This window comes from Roseateles sp. P5_E8 (assembly GCF_054177665.1).
Window position 1 is genome coordinate 229,867 of the sequence record NZ_JBGCUM010000002.1, and the last position, 18,224, is coordinate 248,090.

The following is an 18,224-nucleotide window of genomic DNA, read 5'->3' on the forward strand; positions in this document are numbered from 1 at the left end:
TCAGGCGGGTGCGCGTATGGCGATCATGAAGCCCGCCCACAACGCGACGAGCAACCCCAGGCCGCCGATGACGGTCTGCCAGACCGCGAATTTCAGACGCAGCCGGTTGGCCGCGTCAATCTCCGTGCGCCGATGCAGCACGACCAGCGCGAGCCTGATCAGATCCACGGCGCCATGCAGCAGCAGCATCGCGCAGATGGCCAGCCCATACATGCGCTGACCAGACAGCCCGCATAAGGTTGGAAACTGGCCGCAGAAGACAGGATGCGCATGAGCCGCATGACCCAAAACGAGGCCGAGGAGGATGGACCAAACCACCCAGCCTAGGTGCGAGAGGACAACCAACTTATGGCGCATGGCGCCAGTATGTCGCGCGGTGGCGGCGCGCAGAATGCCGCCCATGTTCAAGACCTATCTTGTCGGCGGTGCCGTCCGCGACCGCCTGCTGAGCCTGCCCGTGCAGGACCGCGACTGGGTCATCGTTGGCGCGTCCGCGCAGGACCTACTGAACGCCGGCTACCTGCCCGTCGGCAAGGACTTCCCCGTCTTCCTGCATCCCAAGACGCGCGAGGAAGTGGCCCTCGCGCGCACCGAGCGCAAGACCGCCGCCGGCTATCACGGCTTTGCCTTCCATGCAGCGCCCGACGTCACGCTGGAGCAAGACCTGGCCCGCCGCGACCTGACCATCAATGCGATGGCCGAGGACGAGCATGGCCAGATCGTCGACCCCTACGACGGCCAGCGCGATATCACCGCCAAGGTGCTGCGCCATGTGTCGCCCGCCTTCGCCGAAGACCCCGTGCGCATCCTGCGCCTGGCCCGCTTCGCCGCGCGCTTTGCCGACTTCACGGTCGCCCCCGAGACCGTCGAGCTGATGCGCGCCATGGTGGCCGCCGGCGAGGTGGACGCGCTGGTGGCCGAGCGTGTCTGGCAGGAGTTGTCGCGCGGGTTGATGGAGAACAAGCCGTCGCGCATGTTCGAGGTGCTGCGCGAATGCGGCGCCCTGCAGAAGCTGCTGCCCGAGGTGGAGGCCCTGTTCGGCGTGCCCCAGCCCGAGGCCCATCACCCGGAGATCGACACCGGCATCCACCTGCTGATGGTGCTGGACCAGTGCGCGCTGCAGAACGCGCCGCTGACCGTGCGCTACGCCTGCCTGTGCCACGACCTCGGCAAGGGCACGACGCGCAAGGAGGAGCTGCCCCGCCACATCGCCCATGAAGTGCGCAGCGAGAAGCTGGCCCGTGGGGTGAGCGCGCGCTGGAAGGTGCCGACCGACTGCCGCGAGCTGGCCGAGCTCGTCGCCCGCGAGCACACCCATGTGCACCAAAGCAGCGCCTTCAGCGCCGAGGCGCGGCTGCGGTTGCTGGAGCGCTGCGATGCCTGGCGCCGGCCCGACCGCTTTGCCGAACTGCTGTGGGCCTGCGAATGCGATGCCCGCGGTCGTCTGGGACTGGAGAAGCGTGACTACCCGCAGCGCGAACGCCTGGCCGCCGACCTGGCCGCGACGCAGCGCGTGGACCTCGCTGCCGTCAGCGCCGCAGCACTGGCGCGCGGCGCCCAGGGGGCAGACGTCGGCAAGGCCGTGCGGGCAGCGCGCCTCGGGGCTTTGCGTTCGTTCACCGACGAAGGTTCGGCCTAGTCGCTACAGTCGGCAGCTTTGCCGGCAGACAGCTGGCAGCAAGACAAGAATTTGGGGTCGGGCATGAGGATTGCGGGATACGAGCGTGTGGCGGCACTGGCGCTGTCACTGGGCGCCTTGGGCGCGGGTCTCACGGGTTGTGGCCAAGGCAGCAGCTCGACCGCGCCCTCCGCGCCGCCGCCGCCCGAGGTGGGCGTCATCACGGCCACGCCGGAGCGCGCCGACCTGACGACCGAACTGCCCGGTCGGCTGGAGGCCTTCCGCGTCGCCCAGGTGCGCGCACGCGCCGCCGGCATCCTGCAAAAGCGCCTCTTCACCGAGGGTTCGGACGTGAAGGCGGGGCAGCCGCTGTTCGAGATCGACGCCGCGCCCTACCGCGCCACGCTGTCGAGTGCCCAGGCGGTGCTGGCGCGCGCCGAGGCCAACCTGATGCAGGCCCAGGCGCTGGCGGACCGCTATGCACCGCTGGCCAAAAGCCAGGCCGTCAGCCAGCAGGACGCGCTGAACGCCCAGGCCCAAGCCCAGCAGGCCAAGGCCGACGTGGCCGCCGGCAAGGCCGCCGTGCAGACGGCACAGATCAACTTCGGCTATGCCACGGTCAACTCGCCCATCTCGGGACGCGTGGGCCGCGCCTTGGTGACCGAAGGCGCGCTGGTGGGCCAGGGCGAGGCGACGCCGCTGGCCATCGTGCAGCAGGTCGACAAGCTCTATGTGAACTTCACCCAGCCGGCCGCCGAAGTCATGCGGCTGCGCGCCGCACTGGCCAACGGCCAGCTGCAACGCGCGGCGGGCAAGGAGGCGGCGCAGGTGCAGGTGGTGCTGGAGGACGGCAGCGTCTACGCCCAGCCCGGCAAGCTGCTGTTCTCGGACCTGAGCGTGGACGCCGGCACCGGCCAGATCACGCTGCGCGCCGAGCTGCCCAACGCCCAGGGCCAGTTGCTGCCGGGCTTGTACGTGCGCGTGCGCCTGGCCCAGGCCCACGTGGATGACGCGGTGTGGCTGCCCCAGCAGGCCATTGCGCGAGGGCCGCTGGGCACCACCGTGCTGACCGTGGCCTCCGGGGACATGCTGCAGATCACCAAGGTGCAGCTCGGCGCAGCGCGCGACGGGCGGGTGCTGGTGCTGAGCGGGCTGAAGAAGGGCGACCAGGTGGTGGTGGACGGGCTGCAGCGCGCCAAGGCGGGCAGCAAGGCGCGCCCGGTGCCGTGGACGCCGCCGGGTGCCGCTTCGTCGGCGCCAGCGCCTGCCGCGTCAGCCGCCTCGACGCCATCGAAGGCCTGACCCCACATGGCGCAGTTTTTCATCAACCGGCCCATCTTCGCGTGGGTCATCGCCCTGTTCATCCTCGTCATCGGCGGCACCGCGGTCACGCAGTTGCCGATCGCGCAGTACCCGCCGGTGGCGCCGCCCGCCATCTCGCTGTCGGTGACCTACCCCGGCGCCTCCGCGCAAACGCTGGAGGACGCCGTCATCAGCATCATCGAGCGCGAGATGAACGGCGCGCCCGGGCTGATCTACATGGAGGCGGTCAGCCAGGCCGACGGCACCGGCTCGCTGACGCTGAACTTCGACCCCGCCACCAACCCCGACCTGGCGCAGGTGGACGTGCAGAACCGCCTGGCCCGCGCCACGCCGCGCCTGCCGGCCAGCGTCATCCAGCAGGGCGTGCGGGTCGACAAGGCCAACCCCAACTTCCTGCTCTTCACCATCCTGTCGAGCGACAACCCGGCCTTCGACCCCGTGGCCTTGGGTGACTACGCCTCGCGCACCGTGCTGCCCGAAATCCAGCGCGTACCGGGCGTCGGCCAGGCCAGCCTGTTCGGCACCGAGCGCGGCATGCGCATCTGGCTGGACCCGGCCAAGCTGCTGGGCTATCGCCTGTCGCCGGCGGACGTCAACGAGGCCATCCGCGCGCAGAACGCGCAGGTCGACTCCGGCACCATCGGCGACCAGCCCAGCGTGCCCGGCCAGACGCTGTTCGCCACCGTCGTCGTGCGCGGCCAGCTGACCAGCGCCGAGCAGTTCGGCAACATCGTGCTGCGCTCCACCCCGGACGGCGCCACCGTGCGTCTCAAGGACGTCGCCCGCGTCGAGCTGGGTGCGCAGACCTACGGCGGCCGCTCCACGCGGTTGAACGGCCAGCCCTCGGTCGGCATCGGCGTACAGCTGGCCCCGTCGGCCAACGCGCTGCAGACGGCCGACCTCGTCAAGAAGCGGCTCAAGCAGCTGCAGCCCTACTTCCCGGCCGGCGTAAAAGCCACCATCCCCTTCGACAGCTCGCTGTTCATCGACATCTCGATCTCGCAGGTCGTCGAGACGCTGGTCGAGGCCGTGGTGCTGGTGTTCCTGGTGATGTTCCTGTTCCTGCAGAACATCCGCTACACCATCATCCCGACGCTGGTGGTGCCCATCGCGCTGCTGGGCAGCTTTGCCACGCTGCTGGCGCTGGGCTTCTCCATCAACGTGCTGACGATGTTCGGCATGGTGCTGGTGATCGGCATCGTCGTGGACGACGCCATCGTCGTGGTCGAGAACGTCGAACGCATCATGAGCGAGGAAGGCCTCTCGCCGCTCAAGGCCACGCGCAAGGCCATGAGCCAGATCTCCGGCGCCATCATCGGCGTGACCGTCGTTCTGCTGTCGGTGTTCGTGCCGCTGGCCTTCTTCAGCGGCGCCATCGGCAACATCTACCGCCAGTTCGCGGCCGTGATGGTCAGCTCCATCGCGTTCTCGGCCTTCATGGCGCTGTCGCTGACGCCGGCGCTGTGCGCCACGCTGCTCAAGCCCGTCGAGGCGGGCCATCACCTGGAGAAGAAAGGCTTCTTCGGCTGGTTCAACCGCAGCTTCTCGCGCGTGAACAAGGGCTACGAGAACAGCGTCACGCGCATGCTCAAGCGCGCGCCGCGCTGGCTCATCCTGTACGCGGCCGTCATCGCCGTGGCAGTGCTGATGTTCCAGAAGCTGCCGACCTCCTTCGTGCCGAACGAGGACCAGGGCAGCATCCTCGTCAACGTGCAACTGCCGCCGGGCGCCACGCAGGAGCGCACGCTGGCCGTCATGAAGCAGACCGAGGACTACATGCTCGCCCAGCCCGAGGTGGAGAGCATGGTCAGCATCGTTGGCTTCAGCTTTGCGGGCGCTGGCCAGAACGCGGGCCTGGGCTTCATCACGCTCAAACCCTGGGGCGAGCGCCATGGCGCCGAGCACTCCGCACAGGGCCTGGTGGCACGCGCCTTCCCGGCGCTGGGCAAGATCCGCGACGCGATCATCTTCCCGACCAGCCCGCCACCCATCCGCGACCTCGGCCGCGCCAACGGCTTTGCCTTCCGCCTGCAGGACCGCGGCACGCACACGCGCGCCGAGCTGCTGGCCGCACGCGGCCAATTGCTGGCCGCTGCCGCCAAGAGCCCGCTGCTGGCCGCCGTGCGCCCGGACGGGCTGGAAGATGCCGCGCAGCTGGAACTCAGCATCGACCGCGAACGCGCGCTGGCCCTGGGCGTGCCCATCGCCGCCATCAACGCGGTGCTCGGCACCTCGCTCGGGTCCAGCTATGTGAACGACTTCCCCAATGCCGGCCGGCTGCAGCGCGTCGTCGTGCAGGCCGAGGCGCAGGCGCGCATGAATCCCGAGGACCTGCTCAAGCTCAACGTGATGAACACCGCCGGCCAACCCGTGCCGCTGGCGGCGTTTGCCAGCAGCAAGTGGATCAGCGGCGCGATGCAGACCGTGCGCTACAACGGCTACCCGACGATGCGCATCGCGGGCGAGGCCGCCAAGGGCGTGTCCAGCGGCGCGGCGATTGCCGAGATGGAGCGCATCGCCGCCGAGCTGCCCGCCGGCTTCGGCTACGAATGGACGGGCCTGACGCGCGAGGAGAAGCTGTCCGGCTCCACCGCCATGATCCTGTTCGCGTTCTCGCTGCTGGCGGTGTTCCTGTGCCTGGCGGCGCTGTACGAGAGCTGGTCCATCCCGGCCGCGGTGCTGCTGGTCGTGCCGCTGGGCGTGCTGGGCGTGGTGTTGGCCGCCACCTTCCGCGGGCTGGAGAACGACGTCTACTTCAAGGTCGGCATGATCACGATCATTGGCTTGGCGGCCAAGAACGCGGTGCTGATCATCGAGTTCGCGAAGGAGCTGCAGTCCCACGGCAAGAGCGCTGTGGACGCCGTGCGCGAAGCGGCGCACCTGCGCTTCCGCCCCATCCTGATGACGTCGCTGGCCTTCATCCTGGGCGTGATGCCGCTGGTGCTCGCGAGTGGCGCGGGCTCGGCCAGCCAGCGGGCCATCGGCACCGGCGTGATGGGCGGCATGATCAGCGCGACCGCGTTCGCCGTGTTCTTCGTGCCGGTGTTCTTCGTGCTGGTGCGCAAGTTCTTCCCCGGCAGTGAACGCCAGCGCCGCAGAGACGCCCACGAAAAAGAAGAAGAGCTGGGAGACCAGGTATGAAGGCGTCCCTGACCCTGATCGCCGCGGCCGCGCTGCTGGCCGCCTGCGCCGGCCCGGAGCCCAAGCGCCCGACCGCGCCGGAGGCCGCTCTGGCCGCGCTGCCCGCCACGGCTTTCCCCTACGCGAGCGGCGCAGGCACCGCGCCTGCTGAGCTGCCGTGGGCCCAGGCCTTCCAGGGTGCGCGCCTGCAGCAGCTGATCCCGCTGGCCCTGGCCAACAACCGCGACCTGCGCGTGGCCGCCGCCAACATCGACAGCGCGCGCGCCACCGCTGCCGCGCGCGACGCCGACCTCTGGCCCACCGTCAACGCCGGCCTGAGCGGCTCGCGCCTGCCCAACGCCAGCGGCGGCATCACCAGCAACTACCAGGCAGGTCTGCAGGTCACCGCCTACGAGCTGGACCTGTTCGGCCGCCTGCGCAACCTGGGCACTGCGGCGCAAGCCCAGTTGCTGGCCGCCGAAGCTAACCAGCAGTCCGTGCGCAATGCGCTGATTGCGGCCATCGCCACGACCGAGATCGCGCTGCAGGCCGACGAGGCGCTGCTGCGCATCACGCGCGACACGCTGGCCAGCCGCGAGCAGTCGCTGTCGCTGATCCGCCAGCGCTTCGAGGGCGGCATCACGGGCGAGCTGGACCTGCGCGCGGGCGAGTCGGCGCTGCAAGCCGCCCGCGTAGCGCTGGCGCAGACGCAACGCCAGCGCGCGCTCGACGAAAACGCGCTCGTGCTGCTGCTCGGCTCCGGCCTGCCCGCCGGCCTGCCTGCGCCGACCGGCGCGCTGGTCGACTTCGAACCCCTGGCCGAGCTGCCTGCCGGCCTGCCCAGCGAGGTGCTGACGCGCCGGCCCGACATCCGCCAGGCCGAAGCCCAGCTCGCCGCCGCAGACGCCAACATTGGCGCCGCCCGCGCCGCCTTCTTTCCGCGCATCACGCTGACCGGCAGCCTGGGCACGGCGAGCAGCCAGCTCGACGGCCTGTTCAAGAACACGGCCTGGAGCTTTGCGCCGTCGCTCATCCAGCCGCTGTTCGACGCCGGCCGCAACCGCGCCAACCTGGCCGGAGCCCGCGCCGCGCGCGATGCCGCGACGGCTCAATACGAGAAGGCGGTGCAGAGCGCGTTCCGCGACGTCGCCGATGCGCTGGCCGGCCGCACGACGCTGGCCGAGCAGCGCACCGCGCAGTCGGCCCTGGTGGACGCCGAGGCGCGCCGCCTGGCCCTGGCCGAGGAGCGCTACCGCGCCGGCATCTCCAGCTCGCTGGACGTGCTGGATGCGCAGCGCTCGCTGTTCACCGCGCAGCAGGCGCTGGTGCAGGTGCAGAGCCTGCGGGCGCAGAACCTGGTGGCCGTCTATCGGGTGTTGGGCGGCGGCGGAAGCTGAGCATGCGCCGCCTCGCGCTCACCCTGGTGCTTTCGCTGCTGCTGCCAGCCGCGCAAGCCCAGGACACGCTGCGCGAGCGCCTCAAGGCCCGCGCCGAGCAGCGCCGCGCCGACAAGGGCAGCGAGTCGCCCGGTGGCCTGCAGGAGATGCAGGTGCAGGGCCGCAAGGTGCTTGTCCACCTGCCGACGGGCTATGACCCGGCCAGGCCGGCGCCGCTGGTGCTGGCCTTCCACGGCGGCGGTGGCCATGCCGAATACATGGCCGACGACGAGAAATACGGCCTGCAGAAGAAGGCTGACGCAGCGGGCTTCCTCGTCGCCTTCCCCAATGGCTACAGCAAGCCTCCGGGCGGCCGGTTCGCCACCTGGAACGCCGGCGGCTGCTGCGGTGATGCGCGCGACAAGGGCAGCGACGACGTGGCCTTCGCCCGCGCCACCGTGAAGGCGATCCAGGCCCGCTACGCCATCGATGCCGGCCGCGTGTTCGCCACGGGCATGTCCAACGGCGGCATGCTCAGCCACCGCCTGGCCTGCGAGGCGGCCGACGTGTTCCGCGCCGTGGCCTCGGTCGCCGGCACCGATGCGACGACGAACTGCACGCCCAGCCGGCCCATCGCCGTGCTGCACATCCACGCCCGGGACGACGATCACGTGCTGTTCAACGGCGGCGCCGGTCCGAACGCCTTCCGCGACGAGAGCAAGGTCATGGCCTTCATCTCCGTGCCCGAGACCATCTCGCGCTGGGTGCAGCGCGACCGCTGCACCGCGCCGCCCCAACGCACGCTGGACAAGCCCGGCGCCACCTGTGAGGCCTACAGCGGCTGCGCCGGCGGCGTGAGCGTGCAGCTCTGCGTCACCGAGGCCGGCGGCCACTCCTGGCCCGGCGCACAGAGCGTGCGGCGGGGCAAGGAAGCTGCGTCCAAGGCGCTGGATGCCAACGACGAGATCTGGCGCTTTTTCGAACAAGCGTCCCGCTAGGCCCGTGCGGTTTCGGGCACCCCTGACAACCCATAGACGATCGGAATTGATCCAGCGCTTGACAACGCTGTCAGTCATCAGGCAACATGGCTTGAAAGCGCTTTCAGTTCAGCCGTCTCAAGCCGCTTTTTGATGCAAGAGCCCACCACCATGCGATTCCTCTCCGCCTCCTTGCTGCTCGCCTCCAGCCTCGCCACACCCCTTGCCGCCCACGCCGGCCCGCCCGCCATCTACGACGAAGCCGCCGACGCCAAGGCCGCCATCCGCGCCGCGCTGGTCGAGGCCGAGAAAGCCAAAGTGCCCGTCCTCGTCGTCTTCGGCGCCAACTGGTGCGGCGACTGCCGCATGCTGGACACGACCTTCAAGACAGGCCCCAGCGCGCCGCTGATCGCCAAGAGCTTCAAGGTCGTCAAGGTCGACGTGGGCCGCTTCGAGCGCAATGTCGACATCGCCGAGGCCTACCGCGTGCCGCTGAAGAAGGGCATCCCCGCCGTGGCCGTGCTGTCGCCGCAGGGCAAGCTGCTCTACGCCACCGAAGGCGGCGAGCTGGCCGACGCCCGCAAGATGGGCGACCAGGGCGTCTACGACTTCTTCACCCGCGTGACTGCCTCGGCCAAGTGAACGCTCCGTCCCTGAGCGGCGCCTCCGTCGCGCTGCGCACGCAGTTCTTCGTCATGGGCATGCTGTTCGCCACCTGGGGCGTGCATGTGCCCATCGTCAAGGCCCACTACGGCATCGGCGAACAAGCCCTGGCCCTGGCCATGCTCGCCAGCGGCGTCGGTGCGCTCGCGGCGCTGGCCTATGCCGGCCGCATCGTCGGCCGCTACGGGCCGCGCGTCGTCGCCACCGTCATGGGTTGCGTCAGCTGCGTGGCCATCGCCAGCCTGGAGTCATCGGCCTATTACGCCGGGCTGCTCGCCGTGATGCTGGTGTTCGGCAGCTTCGGCAGCCTGTTCGACGTGTCGCTGAGCGCCGAAGCCAGCGAGATCGAACGCCTGGCCGCCAAACCCATGATGAGCGGTTTCCACGGCATGTTCAGCCTCGGCGGCATGGCCGGCGCCGGCCTGGGCAGCGCCGTGCCCATCCTGGGCCTCACGCCGCAAGGCCATCTGCTGCTGGCCACCGGCCTGTGCGCCATCGCCATCCTCATTGCCAGCCGCGCCATGCTGCCGCTGCCCGAGACCCACGATGCCGAAGAGAAGCAGCCGCTGAGCCTGCCGCGCGGCCCGTTGCTGCTGCTGGGTGTGCTCGCGTCCATGGGCCTGATCGCCGAGGGCGCGATCTACGACTGGAGCGTGCTCTTCATGAAACAGGAGCGCGCCAGCAGCGTCAGCACCGCCGCCCTGGCCTATGCCGCCTTCAGCGGCGCGATGGCGGCCGGCCGCTTCGGTGGCGACTGGGTGCGCGCCCGTCTTGCGCCGCGCCGCCTGCTGCGCGCCAGCGGCGTGCTCGCCGCCGCCGGCATGGCCCTGGTGCTGGCCGTGCCGTCCGCCAGCATCGGGCTGGTCGGCTTCGCCCTCGTCGGCCTGGGCTTATCCAACGTGGTGCCCATGCTGTTCAGCGCCGCCTCGCAGGTGCCCGGCGTGTCGCCCGCCCATGGCATCGCCGCCGTGTCGGGCGTGGGCTATCTGGGCATGATGGCCGGGCCGCCGCTGATCGGCCTCATCGCCGAGCGGTCGTCGCTGACCACCGGGCTGATCGTTGTCGTCGTGTTCGCGGTGTTCATGGCCGTGTCGGCCAAGCGGGCGCTGCGCGGCTGAGCCACTGACGGGAGGCGACGCCCTGCGCCGCTTCGATCTGCGCAGCGCTCAGGCCCAGGTCGCGCGCCGCACGGCTCGCCACGCTGGCCGGGTCACGGCCGGTGAGCTGGCCGAAGATGACCAGCGCCTCCAGATAGCTGCCCCAGGCGCCGAAGTGGTAGCTGTCGTCGCCCCATAGGTTGAACTTGCCGGCATCGATGCCGTCGTAGGGGTCACGGTCGGCCACGCCCTCCTGCACCGCGCGCAGCGCCGCATCCCCCACCGGCAGCACGCCGGCAATGCAGGCGGCGCGAGACGCGGCCCGGGCATAGGCGGCACGCAGGTCGCGCTGCATGGCCTCCAGCGTCCTGCCGGCCCAGCGCCCACCGAGCGTGCGATAGACCTGGTCGGCGCGCGCCCAGGTCTCCAGCAGATAGACACGGGCCGCAGGGTTGGCGCCATGCACCGCAGCTTCGAGCTTGCCGGCAGCAGCGACAAAGGCCGCCGCGCCCCCGGGCCGCTGCGGGTTCAGCGTGCTGTATTCCTGCAGCACGACGATGTCCCAGGGCTTGCTCGCAATCAGCGCCAGCTTCTCGTTGAAGTGGAACTGCAACGTCTGGCCGCTGACAAGCTCGCTGGCCACGTCGACAGGCACACCGGCGTCATCGGCGAGCTGCTTGAACACGCCCGGCACGCCGCCATAACCGCTGCCGTTCAGGTCCGTCACACGGGCCGCGTTGTAGTGCAGCACCGGGGGCGCATGGCCGTGCAGGAAGCTGTTGCCGACGAAGAGGATGCGGTGCGGCGCCTGCGCCGTGGCCAGCGGAAGCGGCGCGCGGTCACAGGCAGCAAAGACTGATGCGGAGGTCACGAGAAGTGCCAGCGGCAGCATGTGTCTGATGCGGAACATCCAGCCAGTATGGCCGCCGCAGCTACAAACGAAACACGCCGGCGCCGGCGATGAAACACCAGGCAAACAGCGGCTGGAGAGACTGCGCAGCCACACCAGCCCGCTCCGCCTCATGTCGCCCACCCTCGCCCCTGCCCTGGCCCAGGCCACCCACCGCCAATCACGCACCGTGCGGGACCTGGGGCTGGCCTGCTGCGCGTGGCTGCTGCTCTTCAGTGGCGGCGTGCTGCTGTGGCTGGCGCGCAGCGGAGCGCAGGTCGACACCTGGACGCTCGGCGCCTGCGGCCTGCCGCCGCTGCTCGGCCTCGCGCTGGTCTGGCGGAACACTGCCGACGCGCGGCAGTACGCGCTGAACATGCTGGCGGCCACGCTGATGTTGCCCATCCTGCTGCTGTTCTGGGCCAGTTCGGTCGACGTTGAAGCCACCCAAGCGCCAGCCGTCACGCCATCGCTCGACGCGCAGCAGCTGTTCGACGGCGCCGAGACGGTGGAAGACGCTGAGGTGCGCGGTGGCAGCCTCGTGCTGCTTCGCGCCGGCCGGTTTGCCGATGGCAGCGAGCTGCGGCTGTCGCGCTTCACCGATGCCCACGCCGCGCAGAACTACGTCGCGATGCTGACGCAGGCCATGCAGACCGAACCCTTCAACGACGCGGGCCGCAAGGGCTTGCGCTTGCTGGGCAACGGTGTGGGCGCGACGCTGCTCGTCATCGAACGCCACGGACCCGACCTGCTGGAGCTGCGAGCGGCCGACCGCGACCTTGCGCTGGCGCGGCTGGCAACCCAGCGCGTGCCGGTGTCGCAGGACGACCCTGATCCAGCAACCACCAAACCCGCAGCAAGCTGGCCCTTTTTCACCGCCATGGCGATCACCCACGCGCTCGTGTTCGTCGCGTTGATCGCCTGGGCAGGTTCCCACACCACCCCCGTGCCGGCCCTGCGCGGTGCCGCGATGGCGACGCCCGACGAGCTGCGTGCGCGCTTGCTCTCGCTGGCGCGCCCAGGCGGCCCGTTCGACATCACCGAGCTGACCGTGGATGGCTCGCCGGCCTTGCGCGTCGATGTGTCGCCCAGCCCGCGCCGCAGCCACCACATCACCCTGCACATCGACGCCCAGCGCGGCTGCGTGCTTGTGCACGAGAAGCTTGGCATCGACGGCGATGCCCCGCAGGACGCCGACGAAGCCAGCATGCGCGGCCCCGGCGACGACTTGGCCGACGCGGCGCGGCCCGATGCCGAGATGGTGTGGTCGTCCACGCGGCAGGCAACCATGGTCGTGCCGTCGCGGCTGGCCACGGTGCCGCTGCAACTGCAGTCGCGCCACGCCGATCTGCCGGCTGGCTACGCCGCCTCGCTGGACGGCGAAGGCGTGCTCACCGCGCTGTGCGCTCTGGTCACCCGCTCGGGTTGGCGCTGGCAGCCACGCCTGTTCGGCCGCCGCGTTTGAAGCACGACGCCGCCCCACCCAGACATCCCAAGGACTGAACCCATGCACCTCAACCGACCCTTCCTCCCATTGCTGCTGGCCGCCTTGATGGCGAGCCCGGCCACGCATGCAGCGCCGGGCAGCGCCGCCCAGGACATCCGGATGGCGAGCGAAAGCGCGCCGTTCCGGCAGGCCGCCGACGAGTTCGTCGCGCGGTCGATGGCCGGGGACATCGATAGCATGCAGTCGCTGCTGAGCCGCCAACTCGTCGACCGCATCGGTGAACCGGCGGCCCGCAAGGTGCTGCAGGCCCAGATCGCCCCCTTCTTCCAGCGCGCTCGCCAACCTAGCGGCCCCGTCACGGTCACGCAGACCACCGACGGCTCGGGCCAGCACGGCTTTGCGTTCTACATGTGGATGCAATACGCCGAGGCGCCCACCGCACGCCCCTTCACCGTCTACGTGGTGAAGGAGCAAGGCCGGCTGGTCGTCGCGAACATCGTGCCCGACCGCCTGGTCGAGGGGCGCCACCGATGAGCTGCGCGATGAGGCGATCCCTCTGCCTGTACGCCACGACCGTCGTGCTGGCGACGGCCTGCTTCGCGCACGAGTCGATGGCGGCGCCTGCTGAGGACGAGGCCTTCGTGACGCAGCTGCGCCAGGCCGCAGCTCAACCCGGAGGTGCCGCGCTGGCCGAGCTGGCGCAGCTGCCGTTCCTGTTTGAAGGCCGTGCGCATTCGCGCGACGCGTTCATCGCGAAGGTCGTGCCGGCGCTGTTCACGGCGGGCGTGCGGCAATGCCTGCAGCGGGTGCGCCCGCAGGTCGAGGGCGACCGCCTGGTCATGTAGTGCAAGCCGTATGCGTTCTACCTGGGGCCGGTGCAGGGGCGGTGGCGGCTGATCGAGTTCGGGGTCGATGCGGAGTGACGCGAGCTGGCATTTGAGGGGCAAGGGGCGGATTGCTCATGGCTCGACATCAGCGCGGTGGCAAGGTACTCCGCAAACAGCTTACAGGCAGTAAGTTGGCAATACAGCCTTTGGCACGTAAACTATTAGAACAAATCAAAAGCTGTATATTTAATTTACAGCATCCAGCCTGTATGACTCAGTTCACCGTCCGCACCGCCGAGCAACTGCCCGCGCTGCTCCAGGCCTTCCGAAAGGAGGCAGACCTCACCCAAGGCGAGGTCGCCCTTCGCCTGGGCGTTTCTCAGCAAACCTACTCTGCGATGGAGCGCAACGCCGACAAGGTGGGCACCGCCAGGTTGCTGAAGCTGCTCAACATCCTCGGCGTCGAGTTGGCGCTCGGGAAGCCCTCGACCACGTCTACCTCCGACCCCATCAGCCAGCGCTCGTCAACCGACAAGCCCGTCTGGTAACCCATGGGTCGCCGCTCTCACACCCGAACGCTCGGCCTATGGATGAACGGCGCCCGCGTCGGCACCTGGAGCCTGACGCCCCATGCCCCGGACACGCTCCAGTACGACTCTGCCTGGACGCAGTCAGAGCAAGGGCGCCCGATATCCCTGTCCTTGCCCTTCACACCCGGCAACGCGCCGCATCGGGGCACCAAGGTCCGCGCCTACTTCGAGAACCTGCTGCCGGATAGCAAAGACATCAAGGAACGCCTGGCACGCCGGCTCAACACCGGATCGACCAATGCCTTCGAGCTGCTCGCCGAGATCGGACGGGACTGTGCGGGCGCGCTTGAGATCCTCCCCGAGAACGCGACCTCCGCCGGCACTGCGCCCCTGCAGGCCGAGCCCTTGAGCGAAGCGCAGGTCGCCCAAATCCTGCGCGGCACGACGACGTCGAATGCCATGGGCTGGGGAGGCGAGGACGATGACTTCCGCATCTCGATCGCAGGCGCCCAGGAGAAGACTGCTCTGCTGCTGCACGACGGCCAATGGTGCCTTCCCCACGGCAACACACCCACGACACACATCTTCAAGCTGCCACTGGGCTTGATCGGCGGCATGAAGCTCGACATGCGCAATTCAGTCGAGAACGAATGGCTGTGTTCGCTGATCCTGCGCGAGTTCGGGCTGCCCGTAGCAACCTGCCATCCCTTGCAGTTCGAAGACGTCAAGGCGCTGGTCGTCGAGCGCTTTGATCGAGCCTGGTGGACCCACTCGTCCGGTGACAGCCGCTTGATCCGCCTGCCGCAGGAGGACATGTGCCAAGCCACCGGCGTTTCACCCGAGGCAAGGTACGAAACCGATGGCGGGCCGGGCATGGACCGGATCTTCGATGTTCTTGACGGGTCCATGACCCGCGAACAAGACCGGCGCGACTTCTTCAAGGCGCAACTGCTCTTCTGGATGCTCTGCGCCACCGATGGCCATGCCAAGAACTTCAGCCTGTTCCTGCGCCCCGGCGGCCGCTACCAGCTGACGCCGCTCTACGACGTACTGTCGGCTTACCCCGTGTTGGGAGAGGGGCCATCGAAGATCTCTCCGTTCAAGGCCAAGATGGCGATGGCCGTACGCTCAAAGAACGCGCATTGGAAGATGCGGGACATCCTGCGCCGACACTGGCTTGCTCTGGGAGCACGTCACGGCGTTCTTACGGATGACGGCCGTGAGATCGAGCATTTGATCGATCAAATCTTGAAGCGGACACCGGCAGTCATCGCCTCGGTCAGTGCACTGCTACCTCACGGCTTTGACACACGAGTCGCCGATGCGGTCTTCGACGGCATGCGGGGCGCAGCCGATCGCCTGGCGGGATGACCTGCCCACACCGAAGGGGCAGTGCGGGTGCCGAAGGCTGCAATGCAGCGAGTACGGCCTGAAGCCCCACCATCACTGGCAGGTGTCGACCAGTTCGGCCATCTTGACGCGGAGGTCGGCGTTGCTCAACTCGCCTTCGTTCATCAGGAACATGATGATGGCGCCGCACACGGCACTTCTTTCGCCAGACTTCGTGCCGGCCTTGATCAGCTTCACGCCGGCCAGCACGTCTTTCCAGCCATAGGCGTAGAACTTGTCTCGGCCGGAGTCGAGCAGCTTCGGCATGGTGTTCGCCGCGCACTTGACGTGGGCGCCGGGCCCGGAGTAGTTGTGGACGTGGAACTCGTTGTTGTCGCCACCCCAGTACTCATCTTTTGCGTACCGCTTCGCGCAGGCATCACCGAAAGTGGTTTTGACCTCGGTCGTGGTGAGTTGGGCGCTGTTGGGCGTGGGTTCCGCCTCCACCGTGCCCCCGCCACCGCCCTTGCAAGCAGAACACCAGCTGCCAGCTTTGCTCGACGTCATCTGGTTGCACTTGCTGCACTTGAAGGGCATGGCGGGCTCCAATCATGAAAGAGGGGTCGGTTCGGCGTCGAACCGTAGCACAAGCCGCACGCATGCTCCCCCCGGGCAATTCCGTGCCCAGCGGCTGCATCCGATGCTTGCCCCAGAAAGCAAAAAGCTCCTGACTCCGTTAGGAATCAAGAGCTTGGCGTTCTGGTGGCTGGGGCTCTATCGAAAGATGGCTTGACGGCCTTCAGAAAGCTCACATCTCGCCAAAATGGCACGCGGAGTTACTGCCTAAGTTACTCCGCCCCGATGGCCTCACGGCGTGGACGTCGGCGCATCAAGGCCGAGCGTGATCTGGTCCATGACTCGTATCGTCCTCCACGCTCACGCCCGACACCACTCGGATTGACGAGAGGTTTTACAGACCTTCCCTAGCTCGTCACTATCGATAGCTGCTATAGAAGGCCGTCAGCACCCAGGCATCTGGACCCGACGCGGTCAAAAACGCCCTCGGTCAAGGGAGCTACGTAGCCAAGGCTTACTTGCCCGAATAGTCGATGAAACCACGGTTGATCGAGTTGATCTTGCGTGTAAGACGGAAGACGCCGAAGCCGTCGCGGCTACCCTCGTTGTTCGAGTTGCCTTCGATGGTTGTGATGAAGCCGCCTTGGACCGATTCAACTATCCCGGTATGGCCCGAGCCGCCGCCGAACGCCATGATGAATATCATCCCAGGCTTAACTAGCTCCGGCTTCTGGGTTGCTCTGACGCCGGTGATTTCGGTGACGCCGGCGGGTTTTGCACGGTTCCAGTGGTCCTGGCAGCCAGCGGTCTTGATCAGCGGATTTTTGCGACCAAGCTTCTTCGATGCTTCATCGAAACACCAGTAGAGGAAGCAGGCACACCATGCGAAGCCATCAGCCCCCACTTTGAGCTTCAAGCCCGTCCGCGCTTGATACTCATCGACGCGAGGGCCGCGGTTCAAGGGTGGCCGCACTTCCCGAATCCCAGCTGCACACTCGGCCTGCGCGATCTTCACGGCTTCGCGCAGCAGCTCGTCATCCGCAACTTCGGCGGCCGGCACGCTTTCCGATCCGAACAAGACCTCCCAAGCGACGCTGCCGACCTCACCATCGGTCTTCAGAGGCACTCCCTGGCTGTCGACGTGGCGAGCCTGGAACAACATAACCGCTTGCGTCATCTTCGGGCCGAAGGCGGTGTTGTCCTCGGACAGCGCACCGTCACCCGTCAAGCCAAGCGTCGCGTTGAGCTGGATCTTCAGCGCTTTGACAATGGCGCCATTTTTCTCGCCAGCCTTGATGATTCGTCCTGGATATTGCATGTTGCGCTCGTGTTGATCAGGTTCGTTCATGGGCGGAGGAGGAAGATGCTTGGTTCCGCCTTCCCCAAGACGATCATTGGCCCCGCCCATTGAGGCGTGTGACCGGCAGGCAAAGTACGACTGAGAGTGGGTGCGCCCAAGGGAGTTTCTGGCTCGTCGTTTATCTCTTCGAACTCGACAAGGTTCGTCAGCTCGTGCTTCGGGTTCACCCAAATCTTGCTATTGAGGAACTTTGCCGCCTTCGACTCTTCACCTTGGATCGCCAGAGTCTGGTCAGCTAGGCTCATGCTGCCCGGCAGTTCTCGAAAGTAGGTGTCCATGTCTCGTCTCCTGCTTGGATAACTAATTGAGCAAACCAACCGCTTTGAGCTGCTTTTCCAGCGCGTCGGTTCGTATGGTGTCAGCAACGCGCAGCTCCTGGAGCAAAGCGCGGCGCGTGTCGTGTGCATCCGTCYGCGTCTTCAGATTGAGCGCTGTAAGAGCTTGGTTTCCCTTCTCCATGGCCTCCGGCGTCTTGATGGCGTGGATCGCGGCGACGATTTTCTGATTGCGGTCCATCTCGGACTTCGGCAGAACCTTCAACGTGCGAATCTCACTTTGCCCCTCTGCCACCGCACCCTCTGCGCGAGCCGTGATGTCCTTGATGGCTCCCATCAGGGTTCCGGCGTTGTAGTAGCTTTCCACGTCCCGCGCCGCAGCCGAGCCGTCGTAGACGTCGAGGCCAAGCTGCTGATTCCTCTTGATCTGCAGGAGCRTCTGCACCCGAGCAGCATCCATCCCCGATACGAGCGCAGGGGCCGTCTTATCGAAGTAGTAGTTCTTGTCGATGATTCCGAACGCGCCGATTAAGGTGGCGCCGAACAAGGCGTAGTTGGTCTTGGCCACGACGTTGTCTACGTAGGCCGCCGCAGTCGCAGCTCCCAACGTAGTTCCAGCGACCGCAGTGGCTGCATCGGCCCTGTCGGATACTAGCGAGCGGCAAAACGCCGAATACTGCTGATCGATCACGGCGACCGCTTTGTTCTGGAGGCGATTTCGCTCGCCAGGGTCCTGTGTCTCCGTCAGGTCTGCTATGTCCTGCGGGGTCAGCTGGATCTTCGCCACGACTGCGTCGGTAGACTGATAGCGAGTCGG

At 67.7% G+C, this 18,224-nt stretch carries 18 protein-coding genes; 12 read left to right on the forward strand and 6 right to left on the reverse strand.

From position 1 onward, the window contains the following. Positions 1-402, reverse strand: a complete 402-nt coding sequence (locus tag ACXRVZ_RS02370) for a hypothetical protein (RefSeq protein ID WP_457419192.1) — start codon at positions 400-402, stop codon at positions 1-3. Between ACXRVZ_RS02370 and ACXRVZ_RS02375 the strand changes: the two genes are divergently transcribed. From ACXRVZ_RS02375 to ACXRVZ_RS02405, 7 genes are all read left to right on the forward strand, one after another. After that, positions 401-1,639, forward strand: coding sequence for a multifunctional CCA addition/repair protein (locus ACXRVZ_RS02375; protein ID WP_457419194.1), 1,239 nt, complete (start codon positions 401-403; stop codon positions 1,637-1,639). The genes ACXRVZ_RS02370 and ACXRVZ_RS02375 overlap by 2 nt on opposite strands. 63 nt (positions 1,640-1,702) lie before the next feature. Continuing rightward, the gene (locus ACXRVZ_RS02380) at positions 1,703-2,920 is read left to right on the forward strand and encodes an efflux RND transporter periplasmic adaptor subunit (protein WP_457419196.1); all 1,218 of its coding nucleotides are present in this window, start codon (positions 1,703-1,705) and stop codon (positions 2,918-2,920) included. Between the two features lie 6 nt (positions 2,921-2,926). Beyond that, entirely contained in the window at positions 2,927-6,082 is a 3,156-nt protein-coding gene (locus ACXRVZ_RS02385; protein WP_457419198.1) for an efflux RND transporter permease subunit, read from the forward strand. Further along, complete coding sequence (locus ACXRVZ_RS02390; protein ID WP_457419200.1) at positions 6,079-7,458, forward strand: efflux transporter outer membrane subunit; 1,380 nt, start codon at positions 6,079-6,081, stop codon at positions 7,456-7,458. Before ACXRVZ_RS02385 ends, ACXRVZ_RS02390 begins: the two co-directional genes overlap by 4 nt. 2 nt (positions 7,459-7,460) lie before the next feature. Beyond that, positions 7,461-8,435: an extracellular catalytic domain type 1 short-chain-length polyhydroxyalkanoate depolymerase gene (locus tag ACXRVZ_RS02395; RefSeq protein WP_457419202.1), complete on the forward strand. Its 975-nt coding sequence runs from the start codon at positions 7,461-7,463 to the stop codon at positions 8,433-8,435. Between the two features lie 150 nt (positions 8,436-8,585). After that, complete coding sequence (locus tag ACXRVZ_RS02400) at positions 8,586-9,056, forward strand: thioredoxin family protein (protein ID WP_457419204.1); 471 nt, start codon at positions 8,586-8,588, stop codon at positions 9,054-9,056. Further along, on the forward strand, positions 9,053-10,195 hold the full coding sequence (locus ACXRVZ_RS02405) for an MFS transporter (RefSeq protein WP_457419206.1): 1,143 nt from the start codon (positions 9,053-9,055) through the stop codon (positions 10,193-10,195). The genes ACXRVZ_RS02400 and ACXRVZ_RS02405 overlap by 4 nt, the downstream gene beginning before the upstream one ends. On the opposite strand, the gene ACXRVZ_RS02410 is transcribed toward ACXRVZ_RS02405, so the two are convergent. After that, a complete protein-coding gene (locus ACXRVZ_RS02410) occupies positions 10,158-11,084 on the reverse strand; it encodes a PEP-CTERM sorting domain-containing protein (RefSeq protein ID WP_457419208.1) in 927 nt (308 codons plus the stop codon). The two genes, ACXRVZ_RS02405 and ACXRVZ_RS02410, sit on opposite strands and share 38 nt — an antisense overlap. Positions 11,085-11,196: 112 nt before the next feature. Here ACXRVZ_RS02410 and ACXRVZ_RS02415 point away from each other — a divergent pair, with 112 nt between their 5' ends. From ACXRVZ_RS02415 to ACXRVZ_RS02435, 5 genes are all read left to right on the forward strand, one after another. Further along, entirely contained in the window at positions 11,197-12,528 is a 1,332-nt protein-coding gene (locus ACXRVZ_RS02415; RefSeq protein ID WP_457419210.1) for a hypothetical protein, read from the forward strand. Between the two features lie 42 nt (positions 12,529-12,570). Then, entirely contained in the window at positions 12,571-13,044 is a 474-nt protein-coding gene (locus ACXRVZ_RS02420; RefSeq protein ID WP_457419212.1) for a hypothetical protein, read from the forward strand. 8 nt (positions 13,045-13,052) lie between these two features. Beyond that, positions 13,053-13,355 carry a hypothetical protein gene (locus ACXRVZ_RS02425; protein WP_457419214.1) on the forward strand — a complete coding sequence of 101 codons (303 nt, stop codon included), beginning with the start codon at positions 13,053-13,055 and terminating at the stop codon, positions 13,353-13,355. 251 nt (positions 13,356-13,606) lie between these two features. Then, a complete protein-coding gene (locus ACXRVZ_RS02430; RefSeq protein WP_457419216.1) occupies positions 13,607-13,885 on the forward strand; it encodes a helix-turn-helix domain-containing protein in 279 nt (92 codons plus the stop codon). Between the two features lie 3 nt (positions 13,886-13,888). Then, positions 13,889-15,238 carry a type II toxin-antitoxin system HipA family toxin gene (locus tag ACXRVZ_RS02435; protein ID WP_457419218.1) on the forward strand — a complete coding sequence of 450 codons (1,350 nt, stop codon included), beginning with the start codon at positions 13,889-13,891 and terminating at the stop codon, positions 15,236-15,238. Positions 15,239-15,310: 72 nt separating this feature from the next. Here the strand turns inward: ACXRVZ_RS02435 and ACXRVZ_RS02440 are convergent, their stop codons facing one another. The 4 genes from ACXRVZ_RS02440 to ACXRVZ_RS02455 form a co-directional block, all read right to left on the reverse strand. After that, on the reverse strand, positions 15,311-15,793 hold the full coding sequence (locus tag ACXRVZ_RS02440; RefSeq protein ID WP_457419220.1) for a hypothetical protein: 483 nt from the start codon (positions 15,791-15,793) through the stop codon (positions 15,311-15,313). Positions 15,794-16,286: 493 nt separating this feature from the next. Beyond that, a complete protein-coding gene (locus ACXRVZ_RS02445; RefSeq protein WP_458232165.1) occupies positions 16,287-17,120 on the reverse strand; it encodes a CHAP domain-containing protein in 834 nt (277 codons plus the stop codon). Then, a complete protein-coding gene (locus ACXRVZ_RS02450; protein WP_458232166.1) occupies positions 17,117-17,410 on the reverse strand; it encodes a hypothetical protein in 294 nt (97 codons plus the stop codon). Before ACXRVZ_RS02450 ends, ACXRVZ_RS02445 begins: the two co-directional genes overlap by 4 nt. Before the next feature lie 22 nt (positions 17,411-17,432). Further along, a partial coding sequence (locus tag ACXRVZ_RS02455; protein ID WP_458232167.1) for a hypothetical protein occupies positions 17,433-18,224 on the reverse strand: 792 nt, incomplete at its 5' end.